This is a genomic window from Mycolicibacterium moriokaense (assembly GCF_010726085.1).
Classification (GTDB): Bacteria; Actinomycetota; Actinomycetes; order Mycobacteriales; family Mycobacteriaceae; genus Mycobacterium; species Mycobacterium moriokaense.
Map to the genome: position 1 here is coordinate 532,495 of NZ_AP022560.1, position 18,872 is coordinate 551,366.

19 protein-coding genes and 1 pseudogene are annotated in these 18,872 nt (G+C 64.8%); 13 read left to right on the forward strand and 7 right to left on the reverse strand.

The genetic code is table 11. The annotated features are described in order from the left end of the window. Positions 1 to 240 precede the first annotated feature (240 nt). From G6N43_RS02510 to G6N43_RS02520, 3 genes are read left to right on the forward strand one after another with little or no spacing between them, the layout of a single operon-like run. The gene (locus tag G6N43_RS02510) at positions 241 to 780 is read left to right on the forward strand and encodes a dimethylamine monooxygenase subunit DmmA family protein (RefSeq protein ID WP_083157510.1); all 540 of its coding nucleotides are present in this window, start codon (positions 241 to 243) and stop codon (positions 778 to 780) included. Beyond that, positions 777 to 1,709 carry a PDR/VanB family oxidoreductase gene (locus tag G6N43_RS02515; protein WP_083157511.1) on the forward strand — a complete coding sequence of 311 codons (933 nt, stop codon included), beginning with the start codon at positions 777 to 779 and terminating at the stop codon, positions 1,707 to 1,709. Before G6N43_RS02510 ends, G6N43_RS02515 begins: the two co-directional genes overlap by 4 nt. Positions 1,710 to 1,717: 8 nt before the next feature. Then, positions 1,718 to 2,695: a heme-dependent oxidative N-demethylase family protein gene (locus G6N43_RS02520; RefSeq protein WP_083157514.1), complete on the forward strand. Its 978-nt coding sequence runs from the start codon at positions 1,718 to 1,720 to the stop codon at positions 2,693 to 2,695. On the opposite strand, the gene G6N43_RS02525 is transcribed toward G6N43_RS02520, so the two are convergent. Beyond that, positions 2,692 to 3,702, reverse strand: coding sequence for an oxygenase MpaB family protein (locus G6N43_RS02525; protein WP_163657941.1), 1,011 nt, complete (start codon positions 3,700 to 3,702; stop codon positions 2,692 to 2,694). The two genes, G6N43_RS02520 and G6N43_RS02525, sit on opposite strands and share 4 nt — an antisense overlap. Before the next feature lie 156 nt (positions 3,703 to 3,858). On the opposite strand from G6N43_RS02525, the pseudogene G6N43_RS02530 reads away from it, so the two are divergent. The 9 genes and pseudogenes from G6N43_RS02530 to G6N43_RS02570 all read left to right on the forward strand — a co-directional run bounded on the left by G6N43_RS02530 (position 3,859) and on the right by G6N43_RS02570 (position 13,949). Continuing rightward, positions 3,859 to 5,092: pseudogene (locus tag G6N43_RS02530) on the forward strand (IS256 family transposase). Positions 5,093 to 5,208: 116 nt separating this feature from the next. Continuing rightward, a complete protein-coding gene (locus G6N43_RS31005) occupies positions 5,209 to 5,628 on the forward strand; it encodes a LysR family transcriptional regulator (RefSeq protein WP_163657943.1) in 420 nt (139 codons plus the stop codon). After that, on the forward strand, positions 5,537 to 6,163 hold the full coding sequence (locus G6N43_RS02540; RefSeq protein ID WP_083155771.1) for a LysR substrate-binding domain-containing protein: 627 nt from the start codon (positions 5,537 to 5,539) through the stop codon (positions 6,161 to 6,163). The genes G6N43_RS31005 and G6N43_RS02540 overlap by 92 nt, the downstream gene beginning before the upstream one ends. Positions 6,164 to 6,398: 235 nt before the next feature. Beyond that, positions 6,399 to 7,649: a phosphotransferase gene (locus tag G6N43_RS02545; protein ID WP_083155773.1), complete on the forward strand. Its 1,251-nt coding sequence runs from the start codon at positions 6,399 to 6,401 to the stop codon at positions 7,647 to 7,649. 120 nt (positions 7,650 to 7,769) lie between these two features. Then, positions 7,770 to 9,179, forward strand: coding sequence for a cytochrome P450 (locus tag G6N43_RS02550; protein ID WP_163657947.1), 1,410 nt, complete (start codon positions 7,770 to 7,772; stop codon positions 9,177 to 9,179). Next, a complete protein-coding gene (locus G6N43_RS02555) occupies positions 9,176 to 9,364 on the forward strand; it encodes a ferredoxin (protein ID WP_163657949.1) in 189 nt (62 codons plus the stop codon). Before G6N43_RS02550 ends, G6N43_RS02555 begins: the two co-directional genes overlap by 4 nt. A gap of 28 nt (positions 9,365 to 9,392) precedes the next feature. Beyond that, complete coding sequence (locus tag G6N43_RS02560) at positions 9,393 to 11,126, forward strand: N-acyl-D-amino-acid deacylase family protein (protein WP_163657951.1); 1,734 nt, start codon at positions 9,393 to 9,395, stop codon at positions 11,124 to 11,126. 270 nt (positions 11,127 to 11,396) lie between these two features. Beyond that, positions 11,397 to 12,533, forward strand: coding sequence for a coiled-coil domain-containing protein (locus G6N43_RS02565; protein WP_083155778.1), 1,137 nt, complete (start codon positions 11,397 to 11,399; stop codon positions 12,531 to 12,533). Between the two features lie 138 nt (positions 12,534 to 12,671). Then, the gene (locus G6N43_RS02570; RefSeq protein ID WP_083155780.1) at positions 12,672 to 13,949 is read left to right on the forward strand and encodes a multidrug effflux MFS transporter; all 1,278 of its coding nucleotides are present in this window, start codon (positions 12,672 to 12,674) and stop codon (positions 13,947 to 13,949) included. 71 nt (positions 13,950 to 14,020) lie between these two features. On the opposite strand, the gene G6N43_RS02575 is transcribed toward G6N43_RS02570, so the two are convergent. Genes G6N43_RS02575 through G6N43_RS02600 form a run of 6 tightly spaced genes read right to left on the reverse strand, consistent with a single transcriptional unit; the run spans position 14,021 to position 18,128 of the window. After that, entirely contained in the window at positions 14,021 to 14,689 is a 669-nt protein-coding gene (locus G6N43_RS02575) for an NADPH-dependent F420 reductase (protein WP_083155782.1), read from the reverse strand. Between the two features lie 56 nt (positions 14,690 to 14,745). After that, positions 14,746 to 15,735: an aromatic/alkene monooxygenase hydroxylase subunit beta gene (locus tag G6N43_RS02580; RefSeq protein WP_083155784.1), complete on the reverse strand. Its 990-nt coding sequence runs from the start codon at positions 15,733 to 15,735 to the stop codon at positions 14,746 to 14,748. Between the two features lie 4 nt (positions 15,736 to 15,739). Further along, positions 15,740 to 16,051, reverse strand: coding sequence for an MmoB/DmpM family protein (locus tag G6N43_RS02585; protein WP_083155786.1), 312 nt, complete (start codon positions 16,049 to 16,051; stop codon positions 15,740 to 15,742). Next, positions 16,048 to 16,383: a Rieske 2Fe-2S domain-containing protein gene (locus tag G6N43_RS02590; protein ID WP_083155788.1), complete on the reverse strand. Its 336-nt coding sequence runs from the start codon at positions 16,381 to 16,383 to the stop codon at positions 16,048 to 16,050. The genes G6N43_RS02585 and G6N43_RS02590 overlap by 4 nt, the downstream gene beginning before the upstream one ends. Beyond that, entirely contained in the window at positions 16,376 to 16,621 is a 246-nt protein-coding gene (locus tag G6N43_RS02595) for a toluene-4-monooxygenase system B family protein (RefSeq protein ID WP_083155790.1), read from the reverse strand. Before G6N43_RS02595 ends, G6N43_RS02590 begins: the two co-directional genes overlap by 8 nt. 4 nt (positions 16,622 to 16,625) lie before the next feature. Then, a complete protein-coding gene (locus G6N43_RS02600; RefSeq protein WP_083155936.1) occupies positions 16,626 to 18,128 on the reverse strand; it encodes an aromatic/alkene/methane monooxygenase hydroxylase/oxygenase subunit alpha in 1,503 nt (500 codons plus the stop codon). A gap of 200 nt (positions 18,129 to 18,328) precedes the next feature. Here G6N43_RS02600 and G6N43_RS02605 point away from each other — a divergent pair, with 200 nt between their 5' ends. Beyond that, positions 18,329 to 18,820: a beta-class carbonic anhydrase gene (locus tag G6N43_RS02605; RefSeq protein ID WP_083155792.1), complete on the forward strand. Its 492-nt coding sequence runs from the start codon at positions 18,329 to 18,331 to the stop codon at positions 18,818 to 18,820. Positions 18,821 to 18,872 lie beyond the last annotated feature (52 nt).

Here is an 18,872-nt window from a genome sequence, read left to right on the forward strand (position 1 = left end):
CATCGGCGGAGTTCAGGTGCTGACGCCCCGACTGGTAGATACGCGCCGCTGAAGCCGCCGAGTGCACGCTTGTTGCACGCATCGGCCGAGACGCCCCGGCAACAAGCGTGCAGTCGGCGCCTCTGCGGCGGGCCAGCTGACCAGCTCAGAGATTCAAATGTCTGAGACACCAGTTTCACGTTCCTGAAACGCGACCTTGGTTACCTATGGGTGAACTGCGTCAACTGGAGGTGTCCATACGTGAAACCCGCCCTTGAACTGACGAGTGTGCCGCCCTGGACGGTCGCTCCGACGCTGCCCGACGCCGATCTGACCGGCGCGACCTGGACAGTGGTGGCTATCGGAGCGGAAGCCGGCGCCGTCGTCGATACCTGGTGCGCGCAACTCGCAGCCGTCCGCCCCGAGGCGCAGGTCCGCGTCCATCGCGTCGGTGACGCCGCGGAAGCCGTCGCGGCAGTCGACGCCGACCTCGCGGACGCTCGCGTCGGGTGGCGGCTCATGGCCGCGGGTCCGGCCCACGAATGCCTGCAGGTGCGCGCGCACGCCGTGCGGTGCGACGTCGCCGACGACGAGATGACCTTCGCGACCACCGACGTCGAGCAGCGCACGGTCCTCTGCGTGCACTGCGACGCCCGCACCAGCGTGACGGCGCCATTGGAGGACACCATCGTGTGCAGCGGATGTGAGCGCAATCTTTTGGTGTACTACCACGTTTCACGGCGGCAGGGTGCGCACCTGGGCTTCACGGTCGACGCCGAGCGCCTGGTGGACACGGCATGACCACCCTCGATCTCGTCGTCACCGCCGTCGACGACTCGGTGCCCGATGTCCGCAGTCTGACCATGGCCAGGCCCAATGGGGGAACGCTGCCGTCGTTCACCCCGGGCAGCCACATCGTGGTGCAGTGCGGCGGCGCCGCGAATGCCTATTCGTTGACCGGAGACTCGGTGCAGCCCACGCAGTACGAGATCTCAGTGCTGGAACTACCCGACGGCGCCGGGGGATCGCGATGGATCCATGCCCTCGAAGTGGGCGATCCGGTGTCTGTGCTGCCGCCGCGCAGCGGCTTCGCACCGATCCAGCGGGCGCGCAAGCACCTGCTGATCGCGGCGGGAATCGGTGTCACACCGATGGTCTCCCATCTGCGCAGCGCCCGGCAGTGGGGCCGTGAAGTCGAACTGTTTTACCTGCACCGACCAGGCCGAGGTGCCCACCTCGACGACATCGCCGCACTGACCGACGCCGCTCGCATCTTCACCCAGCGCGCCGACTTCCTCGCGGTTTTGCCCGACGTGTTGTCGACGCAACCGCTCGGCGCGCACCTCTATATATGCGGGCCCACAACGTTCATCGACGACGTGGTGGCCGCGGCCGTCGACAGCGGCTGGCCGCAGAGCCGAATCCACCTCGAGCGCTTCGGAGTCGGCGCCCTCGACCCCGGTGAGCCGTTCACCGTGAAGCTCGCGAACTCGGGAACGACCATCGCCGTCGAGTCGGGGGTCTCGCTGCTCGAGGCGCTGGAGGCCAACGGCCACGAGATCCCGAACCTGTGCCGTCAGGGGGTGTGCGGCGAGTGCCGACTCACCGTTTCCAGCGGCGAGGTCCTCCACCGCGACATGTATCTGACCGACGCCGACAAGGCTGCCGGCGACGCCATCATGGCCTGCGTATCTCGCGCGGCCTCATCGGAATTGGAGTTGAAGCTGTGACCGCATCCCTGGTGTCCGCACCCGATCTGCTTGCGACGTTCCCGTTTCCGTTCCCCACCGATCAGTACCGATACTCCACCAATGTCGAGCCCGCAGGTGGTGTCGTGCCCACGCCCGCCGGCCAGTGGGGCGAGCGCATCATCGACATCGACAGCGAGTACGAACACGAACTGACGCAGCGGGAACAGATCCTGGCTCAGGACCCCAGTCGCTACGCCGTGCTGCCGCACATGCGTGTCGCGTGCTGGGACACCATGCTCTTCCTGATGGGCGAGATGGTCAAGTCCTATCCGGATGTCATGTCGCTGACCCGCTCCGGCGACGCCTGGCACTGGCGTAACGAAAGGTTAGGAATCACACAGGATTTCGTCCTGGGTGATGAGTCGACGCTACCGGCCGAGCCGCTGGCCTACATCGCCAGCCAGGTGCAAGACGACATCGTGCTGCTCGACCAGCGCGATGGCGACTTGTTCGGCGACGCGGGTGTGGTGACCTTCGCCGCGGACTGGTCGTTCGGGTTCGACGTCGGCATGACGTTCCTCGAGATCCACGGTCCCGTACCCAGGCTGCGCGAGACCGGCGTCATCACCCGCGCGCGCGAGTTCTTGATGCGGCTGCAGCCGCGGGAGGTCTACCGGCGCACCAACTGGACGCTCACCATCGGTCGCCGCTTGGACGTCTCGACCGAGCTCTACCACGAGTGGGGCCCAGACCGCGTGATGATCCAGACCGTCGACGACGACGAGTTCGGTCGCCTGGTGCATCTGCGGGTCGAAGTGCAGCACCTCATCCGACTCCCCGAGTCGGGGGCGATCTGCTTCCTGATCCGCACCTACATGCTGCCGTTCGTCGACTTGGTCACCGTCCCGGCCTGGCGCGCACGCTCAGCGGCGGTACTGGCCGACCTGCCCGACGACATGGCCGACTACAAGGGCATCATCAGTTATCGGGACCGTGCGGTTGCCTGGTTGAACAGTCGCGGCTAGACCTCGTCAAGCGCCACACCGACTGCGGTCGGTGCGCGGTGCTCCTGCTGACGCCAGTGCCGTCGATGTTGTTGCCATTCCCGGGAATTGAGGACCTCGGACAGTGGCATCCGCGGAGGAATGAAGACCCTGTCCTGGATAAAGAACAGAGCGCGGAAGGCGAGTCGGACAGCACCGACGAGGACACGGCTGGCGGGGGTGACGCCCTGGCGACGCTGCACGCGCTCGGACACGAAGGCCAGCACCATGGCTCTGCCGAGCGGCCGGAGTCGACCCGGGAAGTAGCGCGCGGTGAACTGGGCGATGATCGTATCGGAGACCACCCTGCCGTCGGGGGTCGGCGCGTGCTCGCGGGCCTCGAACGACTCCGCGAAGGCGATCATGTCCTCGACCGTCGCCGGGAAGTTGGCGGTGGGTCCGGTGGTGCTGTGGAGCTGTTCGGAGATGTCGCGCCAGAAGTGGTGGAATGCGACGAGTTCGCGCCCGGGGCTCGGCGGTGCCCCGGCGAACTCGCGTAGCCGGGCCGCGCCCATTGCGAAAACCGCGTAGCTGTAGTTGAAGTCCTCCTCCAGCTCGAAGGACTCGGGAAATCGTCGCGCGACGCCCTCGTGCATCCGCTGGATGCGCCGTACAGACGCGCGTACGTCGGGGTGACCGGGACCGAGGAGCAACCAGGTCAGCATGGAATTCGCCGTGTCGAGGAAGCGGGTCTGCGGATGATGCTCGGCCTTGCCGGTTCCGGCGATCGCCCGCGAACCAGCCGCGGGCAGCGTGATGTAGTGGAACGCAACGGCATACAGCAGATCGAACACGAACAGATTGAGCCGGTAGTCGGTCATCAACCGGACCATCTCGACGTAGTCGACTTCTGGATCCAGTTGGCTCAGTCGACGGTTGACCCAGTGTCCGTGTAATGCGGGTGCGGATTTCGGGCGACAGATCGGATTACTCACGGTCACCTGTCGCGTCGACGGGATGTCGATGAGCTGAGTATCGCGTCGAACCAAGCTATTGTCGAACAAGGGTAAGTCCCCTGGTGTGGTGGGGTTTCGGGAGCTGAGGCCGATGGTGCTGGGTGTGTCGTTGCCGGTGTTGGGGTGGGCCATCGCGTAGTGGTCAGTGAGTTACCTACCAAGTGACTCAACAGGAAGACACACGACGCGATGACCCAGGATCATTCTGCCCTGCTTGCCCAGCTCGACGCGCTCAAGTCCGCTGATGCGAGCGCAGTGTTTGCCGAATTGATCCGCGCCGGCCTGCAGCAGCTCATCGAGGCCGAGGCCACCGCCACGATCGGCGCGGGCCGCTATCAGCGCAGTGACGAACGCACGGTGCACCGCAACGGGCACCGCCCGAAGACAGTGTCGACCACCTCAGGCGATATTGAGGTGCAGATCCCCAAGCTGCGGGCTGGGTCGTTCTTCCCGTCGCTGTTGGAGCGGCGCCGCCGTATCGACAAGGCGTTACACGCGGTGATCATGGAGGCCTACGTGCACGGCGTGTCGACCCGCAGTGTCGATGACCTGGTCGCGGCGATGGGCGTCGCGGCGGGGTCTCCAGTCGGAGGTCTCACGGATCTGCGCGGGCCTGGATAAGGAGATCGAGGCGTTTCGGACCCGCAGCTTGACCCACACGCAGTTCCCGTACGTGTTCTGCGACGCGACGTTCTGCAAGGTGCGTATCGGGGCGCACGTCGTCTCTCAGGCCCTGGTGGTGGCTACCGGGGTCTCCCTCGAGGGCACCCGTGAAGTGCTGGGCACTGCGGTCGGTGACAGTGAGTCCTTCGAGTTCTGGCGAGAGTTTCTGGCGTCGCTGAAAGCCCGCGGCCTGACTGGGGTGCATCTGGTGATCTCCGACGCCCATGCCGGGCTCAAAGCCGCGGTGGCGCAGCAGTTCACCGGTTCATCGTGGCAGCGGTGCCGGGTACATTTCATGCGTAACCTGCACACCGCGGTCGCCGCCAAACACGCGCCGGCGGTGACTGCGGCGGTCAAGACGATCTTCGCCCACACCGACCCCGCCGAGGTCGCCGCCCAGTGGGACCGCGTCGCCGACACCCTGGCCCCTAGCTTCCCGAAAGTCGCGGCCATGCTCGGCGAGGCCAAGACCGACGTGCTGGCGTTCACCGCGTTCCCGCGGGCGCACTGGCAGAAGATCTGGTCGAACAACCCCATCGAACGGCTCAACAAGGAGATCAAGCGCCGCGCTGATGTCGTGGAGATCTTCCCCAACCCCGCAGCGTTCCTGCGCCTGGCCACCGCGGTAGTCATCGAAGCCCACGACGAGTGGCAGGTCACCCGCCGCTATCTTTCCGATGTCTCCATGGACGAACTACGCGCCGTCATCGAGACAAAACACGCCGCGGCAGCACTTGTCAAACAACACCAAATCACCTAGCGTTCAACATGACTCGTTGATCGCAACGCGTGAACCACGCCAGATCCGAAGTCCACCACTCCCCGGGACGCTATCTCGAACAACTGTTTCATAGTAAATTCAGAGGAAATTCCACTGTGGAAGCTGGCGCACCACCTCAGTTCACGTTGCGGCAACTCGCGTACTTCGTCGCCGCGGCGGAGACGGGTTCGACGACGCAGGCCGCTGCGCAGTTCGTCATGACTCAGTCGGCCATGTCGGCGGCCCTGTACGACTTGGAACGTGCGGTCGGCACGCAATTGCTCGTCAGATACCGGGGCCGAGGTCTCGAACTGACCGCGAGCGGACGGGCGCTTGTCCCCCGGGCACGTGAACTGTTGAGAGCGGCTGACGACCTACAGGGGGCTGGCGGGGGTGCTCGACGACGAACTCACCGGTCGACTGTCCATCGGATGCTACGACGCCATGAGTCCTTCGCTTCTTCCGCAGCTGCTGGCCGAATTGTCGCGACGCTACCCCGAACTTCACGTCGACCCGGTTTCCGCGACCCAGGATGAACTCGTTGCGGCACTCACCGACGGACGGGTTGAGCTTGCGCTCCTGTTCGACATCGATCTGCCCGCAAACCTGCACCTGGACGTCGTGTACCAATCGAACCCGCACGCGCTGCTGCCTGTCGCCCACGCTCTTGCCGCGAAGGCCTCGATCTCGCTGCGCGACCTTGTCGCCGAACCCCTCATCGTCCTGACAACCCCGCCTGCTCCAAAGATGCTGGAGCGGGTCCTGCAATCAGCCGAACTCTCCCTGACCCCGCGGTACGAACTCGGCAATTTTGATCTGATCAGGGCGATGGTCCACCGCGGTTTGGGCTACTCACTGTTCGCCCCACCCGTCGGGCATTCACCTGCGCACTGGAACGATCAGGTGAAAGCAGTGCCCATACGCGAGAAACTCCGCACCGCACCGGTTGTCGTCGCGCGAGTGGCCGGAGTCCGCCTCACCCGACGGGCGCAGGTCTTTCGCGATCTCTGCCTGACCAACCGCGCATCGATCAGTGGGGCGAACTCACCTGAGGACGTTGCCCAGCCTTGATGGGCATGCCGATCGACGGGCGGCGTGCATTGGTGTCGACAAGGGCTAGGTGTCGGTGTCAATCTGCGCCGTACCGCGGCAGCTGTCTGGCGTCCCGCCTGTTGATCCATACGATGGAGGTGGGCGAAGGAGTCCGCAAAATACTAGCAGCAGGAAATCTTACGCAAAGGATGCGTTAACGTAGCGACATGAAGGCACGCGAAGCGTGGGTGCTGGCGCGGCGGTGTCGACCCTCGTGACCGGGACGCAAAGCCACCCTCGTCGGGACCGCGTCGGCGGCCCGCCTGCCATCGGCGACTCGCCGTCCGCCGGTACCTTGCTGAAGATCGCGGGGGCGATGGGGCCTATGGCGGCAGCGACGGCTGTGGACCGTGTGCGACGCTGGCCGATGCGGACAAACGCGACCGTCCCCGGCCGCATCGAAAGCCTTACCGCCGCCTTCCTCAATCGCGTGCTACGGCCTCACTTGGGTGCCGCGCGGGTGGAAGCCCTTTCAGTCGAGCGCCATTCTTCCGGCACATCGGTGCGTGCGCGATTACTGCTGCACTACAGCGCGGTCGGCGATCCCAGCAGGTTGCCCAAGACGATCTTCGTCAAGAGCGCGCCGACACTGGTCACTCGGATCAGCAACGGCCTCAGTGGCACCGCACCGGCCGAGGCCGGCTTCTACAACGAACTGCGACCGCTGCTCGAACTGGAAGCGCCGCACGGGTATTACAGTGCCACGCAGCGCTATTCGTACCGCGCCATTCATCTGCTCGAAGATCTGGTGGGCACTAGGGCGGCCACCTTCTGCACACCGACCACCGCGATCACGCGCCAGCAGGCCGACGACATCGTCATGCAACTCGCCCAGCTGCATGCGAAGAGTGCAAAGCTCATCGAGAACCGGCACCCGCCCTGGCTGCGTACGTACCCACAGTGGTGGCAGGCCACCGGCGCCATCTCAATGATCCGCCGCTACCACCTACGTGGTCAGCGTCGCGCAGACGAAATGGGTTTGACGCCGGCTCGGCTGGTCGGGCGGGGTGAACAACTCTGGCGTAGCTTCGAGGCTTCGGTCGATGCACACGACAGACTGCCGCGAACACTCATCCACGGCGACACCCATCTCGGCAATTGGTACATCACCGGCAAGGGGCGGATGGGACTCTGTGACTGGCAATGCATTTCGGCGGGACACTGGTCGCGGGATCTGTCCTACGCGCTGTCATCAGCACTGAGCATCGAGCAGCGGCGTGAGTGGGAGGATGCGCTGATCGCCACCTACCTCGATCGGCTTGCCGATGCGGGCGGCCAGGCTCCGCCGCGGGCACAGGCGCGAGAGATGTATCGGCAACAGCTACCCGGCGCGTTGGCGATGTGGACCACCACGCTGTACCCCCCGAAGTTCCTGCCGGAAATGCAGCCCGAGGAGACCGCGGCCGAAATGCTGCGCCGCATCCTTACCGCCATCGACGACCACGACGTGCTGCGCGGGCGGTAAGCCAGGTTCAGGGTTGGGATACGTAAACTGGCATATCAACTATTGAACTAGTGCAGTTCGCGTAATAGCATCGAGCACGTCCGGTGCGTTTCAGAGTAGATCCACCAGGCGGGTAAGAACTTGGCCATCGCAGAACATGGGGAGCGGGACAGCGCGTCGACCGCGAACCACACACCGCGGACTGCAGGCCGGAGGGCCCCGGGTCCGGGGATTGCACGGCTCGCGCTGCTGGCCGCTCGTGCACGGGACCCATTCCAACTGCTCACCGCTTGTGTTGCACGGTACGGCGACGTCTACACATTGCCGCTCGGTGTCGGCGGGACGACCGTCGTCAACGATCCGAAGTTCGTCGGCAGCTGGTTGCTCGACTACAGCCGGTACCACAAGGGGGTTATGTCGCGGGCGTTGGTGCCGGCGCTGGGCGAGAGCATCCCGGTGGCCGACGGCGAGCCGTGGCGGCGTAACCGCAAGGCACTCAACCCGGCCTTCTCCCGCCGAAACCTCAATGGAATTACCCAGATTCTTCGCGATTCGGTCGAGGACGCCCTGTCGCGCTGGGAGTCGATCGCCGACAGCGGCGACGAGGTCGATGTCTATCGCGAGCTTTCGATTCTGACGATGATGGTCGTGCAGCGGTCCATGTTCTCATCGTCGGTTTCCGACGAGGGAATACCTGCATTGGTCGACAACTTCCGGGTGCAGACCAATTACATGGGCGGTCTGATGCTCATGTTCTGGGCACCATCGTGGCTTCCGGTTCCGCACGCGCACACAGGAAAGCAAGCGGTGAAGGCGATTCGGCACCGCATCGAGGAAGCCATCGCCAATCGGCGGGCCAACCCCACCGACGCCCCGGACGTGCTGAACGCCCTCCTCAACATCGGTGTCGACGACGGTGAGCCCCTCGAGCACGAAAACCTCGTCGATCAGCTGATGGGCCTGTGGTTCGGCGGATTCGATACGACGGCCTCCGCACTCGCGTGGACGGTGGCGATGCTCGCTCAGAACCCGGAGGCGATGGAGGCCTTGCGCGCCGAGGCCGACGCCTACACCGGAAACTACGACTCGTTCAATGACCTCACCCAAATGCAATACGCTAGGGCCGCTTTCGATGAAGCGCAGCGCATCCAGGGTTCACTGCTGCTGACGCGGCAGGCGCTGGAGGAGGACGAGGTGGCCGGGTATCGCATACCGGCGGGCAGTCAGGTCGGCGTCAGCGCATACACCATCAACCGGCACCCCGCATTCTGGGACCACCCCGAGCGGTACGACCCGATGCGTTGGCTTGACGAGCGCAAGGACACTCAGCACCGATTCCAATGGGTGCAGTTCGGTGGCGGGCCGAGACACTGCATCGGAGTCGGATTGGCCTATCTCGAGGCGCAATTCGTGCTGACGAAGATCGCTCAGCGATTCAACATCCAGCCGCGACCCGGTTGGACGCCTCGCCATCAGTTTCATCTCAGCGTCGGACTCAAGGGTGGCCTCCCCGGCCGAATCCTGCATCGCCGCAGGGGAGGCGCGGTGTGAAGCGCATCGCGATCGACGGAGACCTCTGCCAGGGATCGAGTCAGTGCGCTGGAATCGCCCCGGCCGCCGTCGATTTCGACGATGACGGAATCGCATTCGCGACCGATACCTTGCTGGCCGACGACGTGGCCAGGCAAGTGGAGTCCTCATGTCCGAGCATGGCGATCACCGCCACGGACGCCTAGCCCAAGTAGGAACAACCAAGGAGTGGCAGTGACCGGTAATGGCAACGACTACGACGTGATCATCAAGGGCGGCACTCTAATTGACGGCACATGCACTCCACGCAAGGTCGTCGATATCGGAATTCGGGATGGCAAGGTCGCCAAGGTGGGCGGTCTCGCCGGTGCCACGGCTACCCGCATCGTCGACGCGACCGGCCGCATCGTCGCCCCCGGCGTGATCGATGTGCACACCCACTATGACGGCGCGATCTTCTGGGACCCCTACTGCACGCCGTCGGGCTACCACGGGATGACGACCGCGGTCGTCTCGAACTGCGGGTTCGGGTTTGCTCCCTGCAAGCAGGACCACGCGGTGCAGGAGCGCTACATGGGCATGATGGAGACCACCGAACAGATTCCGACCGCCGCGCTGCGTGAGGCCCTGCCGTTCAACTGGGAGTCGTTCCCAGAGTGGCTCGATGTCGTCAACGGGTTGGGCAAGGGCGTCAACGTCGCGAGTTACATCCCGCTGAACTCGTTGATGATCTACGTCATGGGATCGCCGGAAGACGCTCGCGATCGCCAGCCCACCGATGCGGAGCTCGCGGAGATGAAGAGGCTGCTGCGGGAAGCATTGGAGGCCGGTGCAATTGGATTCGCGTTCTCCAAACTCAACGAGTTCAACTCGCATAAGGACCACGGGCTTCCGATGCCCACTGACGCTGCCGATGAGTCGACGGCCTACGCGCTGGCCGAGGTGCTGCGCGACATGGACTACGGCATTATCCAGGCTTTGGTCGACCTACCCATGGCCATCGACAACAACCACATCGCAGAGCAGCTCGCACGCATCTCCGGCCGACCGGTCATCCAGAACATCATCGTGCCGTTCGACCACATTCCAGGAGAGATCGATCGGGTGCTGAATTGGCTCGATCACTGCGAAGAGCAAGGACTCGACGTCTACTCGCAAGCGCTGGCGTTCCGCGCGTGGAATGAGAGCCGGCTGCTCGACTGGAACACCTGGGACGTGGTGCCCGAGTTCGCCGCATTCAGCGAACTCGAAGACGATATCGAGGCCCGCGTCCAAAAGGCGGCCGATCCCGCCTGGCGCGCAGCAATCAAAGCGAAGTATTCGATCGACCTCATGACTTCTGCGGGTGGTCCGCTGGAGTTGCTCAAGCTGATCTCGCTACCGGACATGAACGATCCGCGCATCGGCAAGACGTTCTCCGAGATCGCCGAGGAGGCCGGAGTCCACGTGGTCGATGCGTTCTTCGACATCGCGGTCGAGTCGCGTTGCGAGATGGAATTCCGGACTGTGCAGGCGATGAGTCAGGACCCTGCGCTGTTCGAGAAGATGTACAGGCATCCGCGCGTCATCGCGGGCACGTCAGACGGCGGCGCGCACATCCGCTTCTTCTGCGGCGGCCACTTCTCGACCGATCTCTTGCAGTGGCTGGCGCTGCAGGAGAAACGGTTCACCCTCGAAGAACTGCATCACAAGTTCAGCATGCTGCCGGCGCGCATTCTCAACCTGACCGATCGGGGCGCGCTACTGCCCGGGTTCGCAGCGGACCTGATGATCTATGACCCGAATGAACTCGGCTACTCCCAGCAGTACGAAGTCCTAGAGGATCTGCCGGGAGGCGAGTTCCGCCGAGTGGTCAGGGCTTTCGGAATCGACCTGGTCATGGTGAACGGTGAGGTCACCTTCGAAAGCGGCATGAAGTCCACCGGCGCGACCCCCGGCCGCGTGCTCGTCTCGGCACCAGCGAGCTGACGGCGCATCGGCACTTAGCTGGCGTCACTGTGGCGGAGGCCCCCACCCCCGCGATCAGAGTTCCAACTGCCCCCGCTCGACGGAGACCGCCAACTCCAGAGGACAGGGCCCAATTGATACGAATCCTGGGACAAATCCCAGGTCGCCTCTCGGCGGCGACGAATTTATTGACGTCCGATTAGACATCGTCGGCGCCACTTCATAACCTGTCCGGGACATCCGTAGCGGACCACGGTTTGGTCCATGCAACGAAGGATCGTGACAATCCGAATGGGTCGGGCGCGCCAATCGCTTCGCCAAGCGGCGGGGGGATTTGCGGCGGGGATCCTCGTGCTGGTGGTGTCGATCGCGGGCGTCGTCCACGCGGACCCGGCGGCCGATGCGCTGGCCAAGCTCGATGAGTTGTCCCGTCAGGCGATCGAGACTCGCGAAGCCGTCACCGCCGCCCAACGCGATGCCGAAGACAAACTCGCTGCTCAGACCGCCGCCGAAGACCGCCATCGCGCCGACATGGCCGCCCTCGACGCCGCCAATGCCCAGCTCGCATCCCGTCAAGCCGCCGCCGACAAGGTCGCGGTGATGACATATATGAGCGGACGCACCGGCCAGTTCGCGGCGGTGCTGACCGCGAGCTCGCCGCAACATCTGATCGACCAGCTGTCTCTGCAGCGGGTGATCACCGCCCAGGCGGCCGAGCAGATGAAGGCCTTCCAGGCAGCGCGTGAGCGTGCGGCGGCCGCCGCGAAGGCCTCAGAGGCATCAGCCGCCGAGGCTAGGGTCGCGGCCGAGAAATCCGCCGCGGTGGGTGCAGAGCTTCAGGCGAAGTGGAAAGAACTGCTACGCCAGATCTCCGCTGCGGAGGCGCAGTACGCAGCGTTGACGCCGGCCCAGCAGGCGGTGGTCGATAACGCCGCCGCAGTGCCGCCACCGCCGCCACCGCCGGCGGCGGTGCCCCCTCCGGCGGATCCGATGCTCAACGCGATGCCTGCCCCACCGCCACCCGAGGCCGCACCTCCCCCTGTGGCTGCACTGATGGATATCCCCGATATCCCGGAGGCGTTGCCTGTCGGCGTCGCGCCGGAGGCGGGGCTTCAGCCCAACACCGTCCTCGCTGCGCGCGCCGTCAGCCAGCGGTTCCCCCAGATCGCTGAGATCGGCGGTGTCCGGCCCGACTCGAAGCCGTGGCACCCGAGCGGTCTGGCGATCGACATCATGATTCCGAACGCCGAAAGCCCCGAGGGCATCGCGCTGGGGAACCAGATCATGGAGTTCGCGCTGGCCAATGCCGGTCGGTTCGGGCTACAGGATGTGATCTGGCGCGGCACGTACTACACGCCGAGCGGTCCGGCCGGATCCGGTTACGGCCACTACGACCACGTGCACATCACCACCACACCCCGGCGCTGACGGGCGAATTCGAAAAATACCTCGCCGATCGGGCGAACTCCGTACTTTGCAGTCATACCACCACTGGTGACCGCGGAGAACGGAACTTGTGATGACAGCGGCACGTCTCATCGCCGAACGAAGATGCGGCGCGAAAGGATGAACCAACCCCAGGGTGAGCGCAGCACTTTCGCGGCGCGGAGAATCATCGGCCTCCTCGTTCTGATCGCACCGCTCGACCAGGTTGCCTTCGATCTTTACACCCCTGCACTGCCCGAAATCGGTGAGCAGTTCGCGGCTTCGAATGTCGTGGTGCAGAACACCGTCACCGCCTACATGCTGGGGATGACGCTTATCGTGTTGCCCGCCGGACTGATCGCCGACGCGATTGGCCGCAAGCGCGTGCTGGTGACCGGACTGGCAGTGATGACGCTGACGAGCATCGGCTGCGCGCTGACTGTCAGCCTGGAGATGATGATCGGGCTGCGGTTCGTGCAGGGCCTCGGCGCCGGAACGTGCATGGTGCTGGCGGCCGCCATGGCGGCGGACTGCTTCCGCGGTGCCAAGCTGGTCTCGGTCCTGGGGCTGCTCGGGGCGGCGTGGGGCGCAGCTCCCATACTCGCGCCCGCGATTGGCGGATTCATCACCGACTTCGCGTCGTGGCGAACGGTGTTCGTCGTGCTCGCGGGCTTCCTCGCGATCGTTGGGACGCTCGTCGCCGTGGCCTTGCCGGAAACCCTAGAGCACGGTCGCCGATCGCCGATCGACCTGCGCGCAGCCGCCGGCGTTGTGGGGCAAGCGATGCGGAACCGGTCTTTCGTGACCTTCGCGACGATGTTCGGTGTAGTCACGTCGGCTCAGGCCATGTTCGCCGTCGTCGGACCGTTCCTCTACGTGATCGGCCTCGGATTCACCTCTAGCACTTACGGTTTGATAGCCCTCGGGGTGGGCACGGCGAACTTCCTCGGCGCGGCGGCGTGTGGAGCGTTGGCCCAACGGACCACCACGGCACGGTTGGCCATCGCGGGGTCCGTGATTCTCGCAGTGGGCGGCGCGATCATGCTGGTGTCCGCAGAACTCGTCGGTCTTTCCGCAGTGGCGATTGCCGGCGGCGCGGTGATCGCGGCACTGGCCATCGGAGTGCTCGACCCGCTGAGCAAGGGGCTGGCGATGGGGGTGTTCACCCGCAACCTCGGCCTCGTCTCGGGAATGGTCAGCGCTTTCTGTTACGTATGGATCACTCTCTCGGCGGCCCTGATGGCCTGGCTGCCTGAGCGCTCACAGGCACCGCTCGGCTGGTTCTACGTCGGCGCCGCGGCCGGAATGGTGGTGTTACTGATGACGTCTTTCGGTCGGTTCCGTCCGGCCGGAGGGCCTGACTTACAGGATCGGGACCAAATGGTCGAAGAAGAGGCGGGCGACGAGTTCGCCTCGTGAGCTCGCACCGTTTTGTCGAGTATCGATTTCTGGTCGGCCCCGACTCGATGGCGGCCGACCTCAAATAGGGCTCAGGCCGTACGGGCGCTCCACTCCGACGTCCGTTTGGGCTCAGCCCCGGCCAGTGCCTTGATGGTCTTGTCCACGTCGAAATCCTTGCCGTAGACCGGTGTTCCGGGCTGCTGGCGCCAGGACTCCGAAATCGGACCGGCATCGACCGGGTCGAATCCGAGTTCGTCCACGATGCCGTGGACCAGTTCCCGACCGGGGCCGTCCTCGCCGGCCACCGGGAGCGCGATGCGGTTCGGTGTGCCGCTCGGCACTCCCTTCTCGAGCAGATGCTTCCACCAGATCCCGTTGAACACCTTGTACACTGGGGCGCCGATTTGCTCTGCAACCCAGGCACTTTCGACCTGACCATCCTCGATCCCGGCGATCTCTCCGTCACGCTGCTGCGGGTAGTAGTTGTTGGTCTCGATCACCGGGGCGCCCGGCTTACGGGCGTCGACGATGCCGTCGGCCAGGTCCGGAACGTTCTTCTGCGGAATGCTCACGACGACGAGGTCGGCATCGGCCGCGGCGTCTTTGGCCCATACTGCTGTCGCGCCGGTTTCGCGTGTCAGCTCCGCGAGCGTTTCAGGAGAGCGCGAGTTCGACACGGCCACCTCGTGTCCGAGTGCCGTCAGCCGACGCGTGAGCGTGCCGCCGATCTGCCCCGCTCCGATGATTCCGATCTTCATTCAATGCCTCCGTACGCCGCAGCTCTCTGCGGGCGGCAACGTCGGGCATGCAGATGCTATTCCGCCCACTTCGCGGTGAACGCCGCCACCGACGTCGCGACCTGGGTACGGACTGCCTCGGGGTTGGTGAACGCGGCGGAGAGCCCGTTGACCGCGCGGTCGGCGAGCGGGCGCCACTTCTCGACCCAGCCGTCGATGACCCCGCGGTTGTCGGGGTTCGCGGCCACCGCGTAGCGGGCCAGCGCGGTATGCCAGGCGTGGTTACGCGTGGTGTCGACGCGCGACTCCTGCAGCAGGGCCGCAGTCAGCCCGTCGCGGTTCTCGTTGGCCAGTTCGACGAACGCCTCCTTGAACAGGGCGTCCAGCGCGGGCTTGATGGCCAAGTTCAACGCCACGAAGGCCTCGCCCCAGTCGTAGGCCACCAGCAGCCGCTCCAGGGTTTCACGGGCGGGCTGCCACACCGGGTCGGTTTCCCAGACACGCCGTGTCTCTTCGGTATTCGCGAAATGCGTGCCGTGGGTCAGCGACAGCGACTTGGCTCGATACGCCACCCACTGCAGTGCGCGCAGCTCGTCACCGGCCTGGAAGAACGCCGCGTTGGTGATGTAGGCGCTCGGCGCGAGCTGGCCGACGTAGAGGCTGGTGATCTGCAGGACGTGGAAGAGGTAGCGGACGGGCACGTAGACGCGGGCGAGCGTGTCCACCCACTCCGGGCTCAGCTGGCTGTCCTCGTCGAGCGCCTCGTAGTGGTCGACAACTCCTTCGGCATAGATCTCGCGGTCGTGTTGCAACGCGATGTAGCGGCGGTAGTTCAACGCGGCGGGATCGCGGAAGCCCTCCCAGTCCTGCGCCTGCAGCGCGGAACCTTCGCGGTGCTTGACGTACCACCGGTTGATCGCCGCGCCGGGGTCGAGATCGAACGGGGCAGGCTGGCGGTTGAAGTGGTAGTGGAACCGGCCGGTGACGGCCTCGTACTCGGTGGGCTTGCGCCGGGTGTCCCCGGCGATGCTCCAGGTTTTCAGCGTTCGCGGCTTCGCGGTGGTCATGTGCTCAGTCCTCTCGGTCCAGGTACCAGTGCAGCTCGTCGTCGCCGACGTAGCGGATGCGTCCGGCGAATCCGACCAGTGCCGGTTCCAGGGTGTGCAGCGGAAACGCTTCGCCCGCTGCCGATTCCAGGCTTGCGCGGGTGACCCGAAGGAAACGCGGGGCGTGGATGCGCACGTAGCCGGCATGGTCGTCGACGGTGATGTCGGCACCGGGGTTGTCGGTGTAGATGGCTTCGGTCACGGCCGCGACGACGTTGGGGTCGAAACCCCGCACGACGGGCCCGACGAGCTTGTCCTGTTCTGCGGCTGCAGTCATCGGTGTTCACCTCCGGTGAGCGAAACGGTGATCTGGTCGCCCTCCAGGCGAACCGGGTGGCTGATGAGTTGGCAATTGGTCGGGTTCACCCCGGTGCCAGTGTCGAGGTCGAACTCCCAACTGTGCGCGCTGCACGTCAGAACGTCGCCCTCGACTTCGCCGTCGGCCAGCGGGAATCCGGCGTGCGGGCACACCCCGTCGTACGCCCGGATGTCGCCGCTGCGCAGATGCGCCAGTAGGATCGGCCGGTCACCGACGTAGAACTCGGCCACCTCGCCTTCCCACAGATCATCGAGGGTGGCCACCGGCGTCCAGGTGCCCGCACTAGTCATAGAACGCCTCGACATGATCCAGCGGCCCGACCCCTGCAGCGCCGATGGCCACCTGCGGGTCGAGGACACTGCCGTTGTGGCGCAACCGAATCGGGGCGTCGCGCTTGGCGACGCGGTGCCCGACGACGTGGTGCGCGATCGCCCCGGTCACGGTTTCGACGGTGTCGCCGTCGTCGACCGGGATGAGCAGTTCGAGTACGTCGCCCTCGAACCAGGCCGTCAGCGGAAGCAGTGCCATCGTGTCAGCCTTTCGTTCCGTTGCCGTTGAGTGCCCATGCGTAGTTGTCGGCGTCCTGGCCCTGTTCCTCGGCGGACAGCCCGAAGTACTGCAGGACGGTGCCGAGGTCCGGCGGGCTGATCTCACCCGAGAGGACGCGGTCAATGAGCGACTGGTGGCCGGCGAATCGGTCGGGCCGCTGGGTGAAGATCCACTTGCACGGCTCGGAGCAGAAGAGGTACTTGCGGCCGTTGTGCACATGCGTCAGCGGTGCGGCGTCGGTGTGGGCGCCGACGGTCACACCCGCCGACCGGACGATCGGCAGCTGGCACAGATTGCAGGTGATCGGCAGGGTCTCGGGCAGGGTCGCCGCGATGTCACCGTTGCGGACGTTCTCGGTGATGACGTCCCAGTTCTTGCCGAAGTCTCGGTTCCAGCCGGGGTACTTCTCCTCCAGCCACAGTCGTTCGGCTTCGGAGACACCCGCGTCGGGGTTCCACCACACGGTAGGCCGGTAGTACCACACGCCCAGGTGAATGGCGTGGTGATACCACGTGAGCTCGTTGATGAATTCGTCCCAGTACCAGGGGAATTCGAGTCCATAGTCACGGAACTGGTCGGCGAACTGCTTGACCACCCAGTCCTCGATGAACTCCTTGAAGCTCATCCGGCGGCTCTCCAGCGGGGTGTAGTAATCCATCGACAGCCCGGTCAGCAGGGCGAAGATCCGCCAGGACCGCCAGAACATGTGGTCGATGAGGAACTGACCCCACTCGGTCTCACCGTTGTCGATCAGCACCTTGATGGTCGGCTCGCCCTGCTGGGCGTGCCGTGCCTCGTCGGTCTGGATGGAGCTGATCAGCGCTCCGAACTCGAGGTCGCCCACGTCGATGGCGTCGGCGGCCATGCCGAGGAACTGCAGGTTCGTGAACCCGGTCTCCAGGGTGAATGTCAGCTGCAACGCGATGGACAGGGCGTCGTTGGCGACGAACATGTCGTCGAACAGGTATCGCACGGCGAGCACGATCCAGTTGTTGGTGTGAAATGCCTTGAGCGCCCAGTCTCCTCGCGGCTCCTTGTCGAGGAGGCCGTACGGGAAGAAGGTTTGGATCTGGCCGTGGCGGACCTCGTCGAGGGTGCCGAAGGTGGCGGTGTTGCGCCAGGCGGCGGACCGGCCGAACCGTCCCATCCGCGCCTCGCCGATGGACGCCAGGTACTCCGGCATGGAGATCGCGCCGTAGTGGGCCACGATCACCGACTTCCATCCCGGGTCGAGCTGATCGAACAGCTTGGAGCGGCCGATGGCGTTCTTCAGCGAGTAGGTGGTGGTGTCCTTGGTGACCTGGTTGTGCACGTACTCGCGGTAACCGATCTTGTACGGCTCGTCCCATTTGAGCCACCCCTCGGTGGAGACGCGATGCGTTCCCGAGAGCTCCTCAGGGAACACCTCCTCCTCGGTGACGTATCGGAAGTTCCAGTTGGTATCACGGGCGAGGTCGTACCAATCGCTGCGGGAAAGTTTGGGCATGTGTGTTCCTCGGCGGTCATGGGCTGTGAACCGAGTCGCGTTGAGCTGCGCTGATGACGCGACCGCACCCATGATGCGTCAGACCCCAAGGACTCCTAAGCATTACGATCACGATGATTCGCACCGTCGGGACCGCGAGGCGCCGCTACTAGTCTCTGACACGAACCTGGACCACCAGCAAACACACGAGAGAGGTTTCAGTGACGGTCACCGAGGAATACCTGAAGAACAACGAGGTCTATGCGAGCACCTTCAAGGGTCCGTTGCCGCTGCCGCCGAGCAAGCATGTCGCGGTGGTGGCGTGCATGGACGCCCGGCTCGATGTGTATCGGATCCTGGGCCTCAAGGACGGGGAAGCCCACGTCATTCGCAATGCCGGCGGTGTGGTCACCGATGACGAGATCCGCTCACTGGCCATCAGCCAGCGGCTGCTGGGCACTAAAGAGATCATTTTGATCCACCACACCGACTGCGGCATGCTGACTTTCACCGACGACGACTTCAAGAAGGCGATCCAGGAAGAGACGGGTCTGAAACCCGAATGGGCCGCCGAGGCCTTCCCCGATGTGGAGGAAGACGTGCGCCAGTCGCTGCGCCGCATCGAGGCCAGCCCGTTCGTCACAAAGCATGAATCGCTGCGGGGCTTCGTCTTCGACGTCGCCACCGGCAAGCTGAACGAGGTCCTGCTCTGAGATCTGATGGGGAACGCCATCGGAGTCTCGATTCGAAGATCGTCGCCGCGCT

Bases quoted from the DNA above. Each gene is read 5' to 3' on its own strand.
- G6N43_RS02515 (WP_083157511.1), top strand. From the start codon at position 777: ATGACCACCCTCGATCTCGTCGTCACCGCCGTCGACGACTCGGTGCCC.
- G6N43_RS02540 (WP_083155771.1), top strand. From the start codon at position 5,537: ATGAGTCCTTCGCTTCTTCCGCAGCTGCTGGCCGAATTGTCGCGACGC.
- G6N43_RS02565 (WP_083155778.1), top strand. From the start codon at position 11,397: ATGGGTCGGGCGCGCCAATCGCTTCGCCAAGCGGCGGGGGGATTTGCG.
- G6N43_RS02570 (WP_083155780.1), top strand. From the start codon at position 12,672: ATGAACCAACCCCAGGGTGAGCGCAGCACTTTCGCGGCGCGGAGAATC.
- G6N43_RS02575 (WP_083155782.1), bottom strand. From the start codon at position 14,689: ATGAAGATCGGAATCATCGGAGCGGGGCAGATCGGCGGCACGCTCACG.
- G6N43_RS02580 (WP_083155784.1), bottom strand. From the start codon at position 15,735: ATGACCACCGCGAAGCCGCGAACGCTGAAAACCTGGAGCATCGCCGGG.
- G6N43_RS02585 (WP_083155786.1), bottom strand. From the start codon at position 16,051: ATGACTGCAGCCGCAGAACAGGACAAGCTCGTCGGGCCCGTCGTGCGG.
- G6N43_RS02590 (WP_083155788.1), bottom strand. From the start codon at position 16,383: ATGACTAGTGCGGGCACCTGGACGCCGGTGGCCACCCTCGATGATCTG.
- G6N43_RS02595 (WP_083155790.1), bottom strand. From the start codon at position 16,621: ATGGCACTGCTTCCGCTGACGGCCTGGTTCGAGGGCGACGTACTCGAA.
- G6N43_RS02600 (WP_083155936.1), bottom strand. From the start codon at position 18,128: ATGCCCAAACTTTCCCGCAGCGATTGGTACGACCTCGCCCGTGATACC.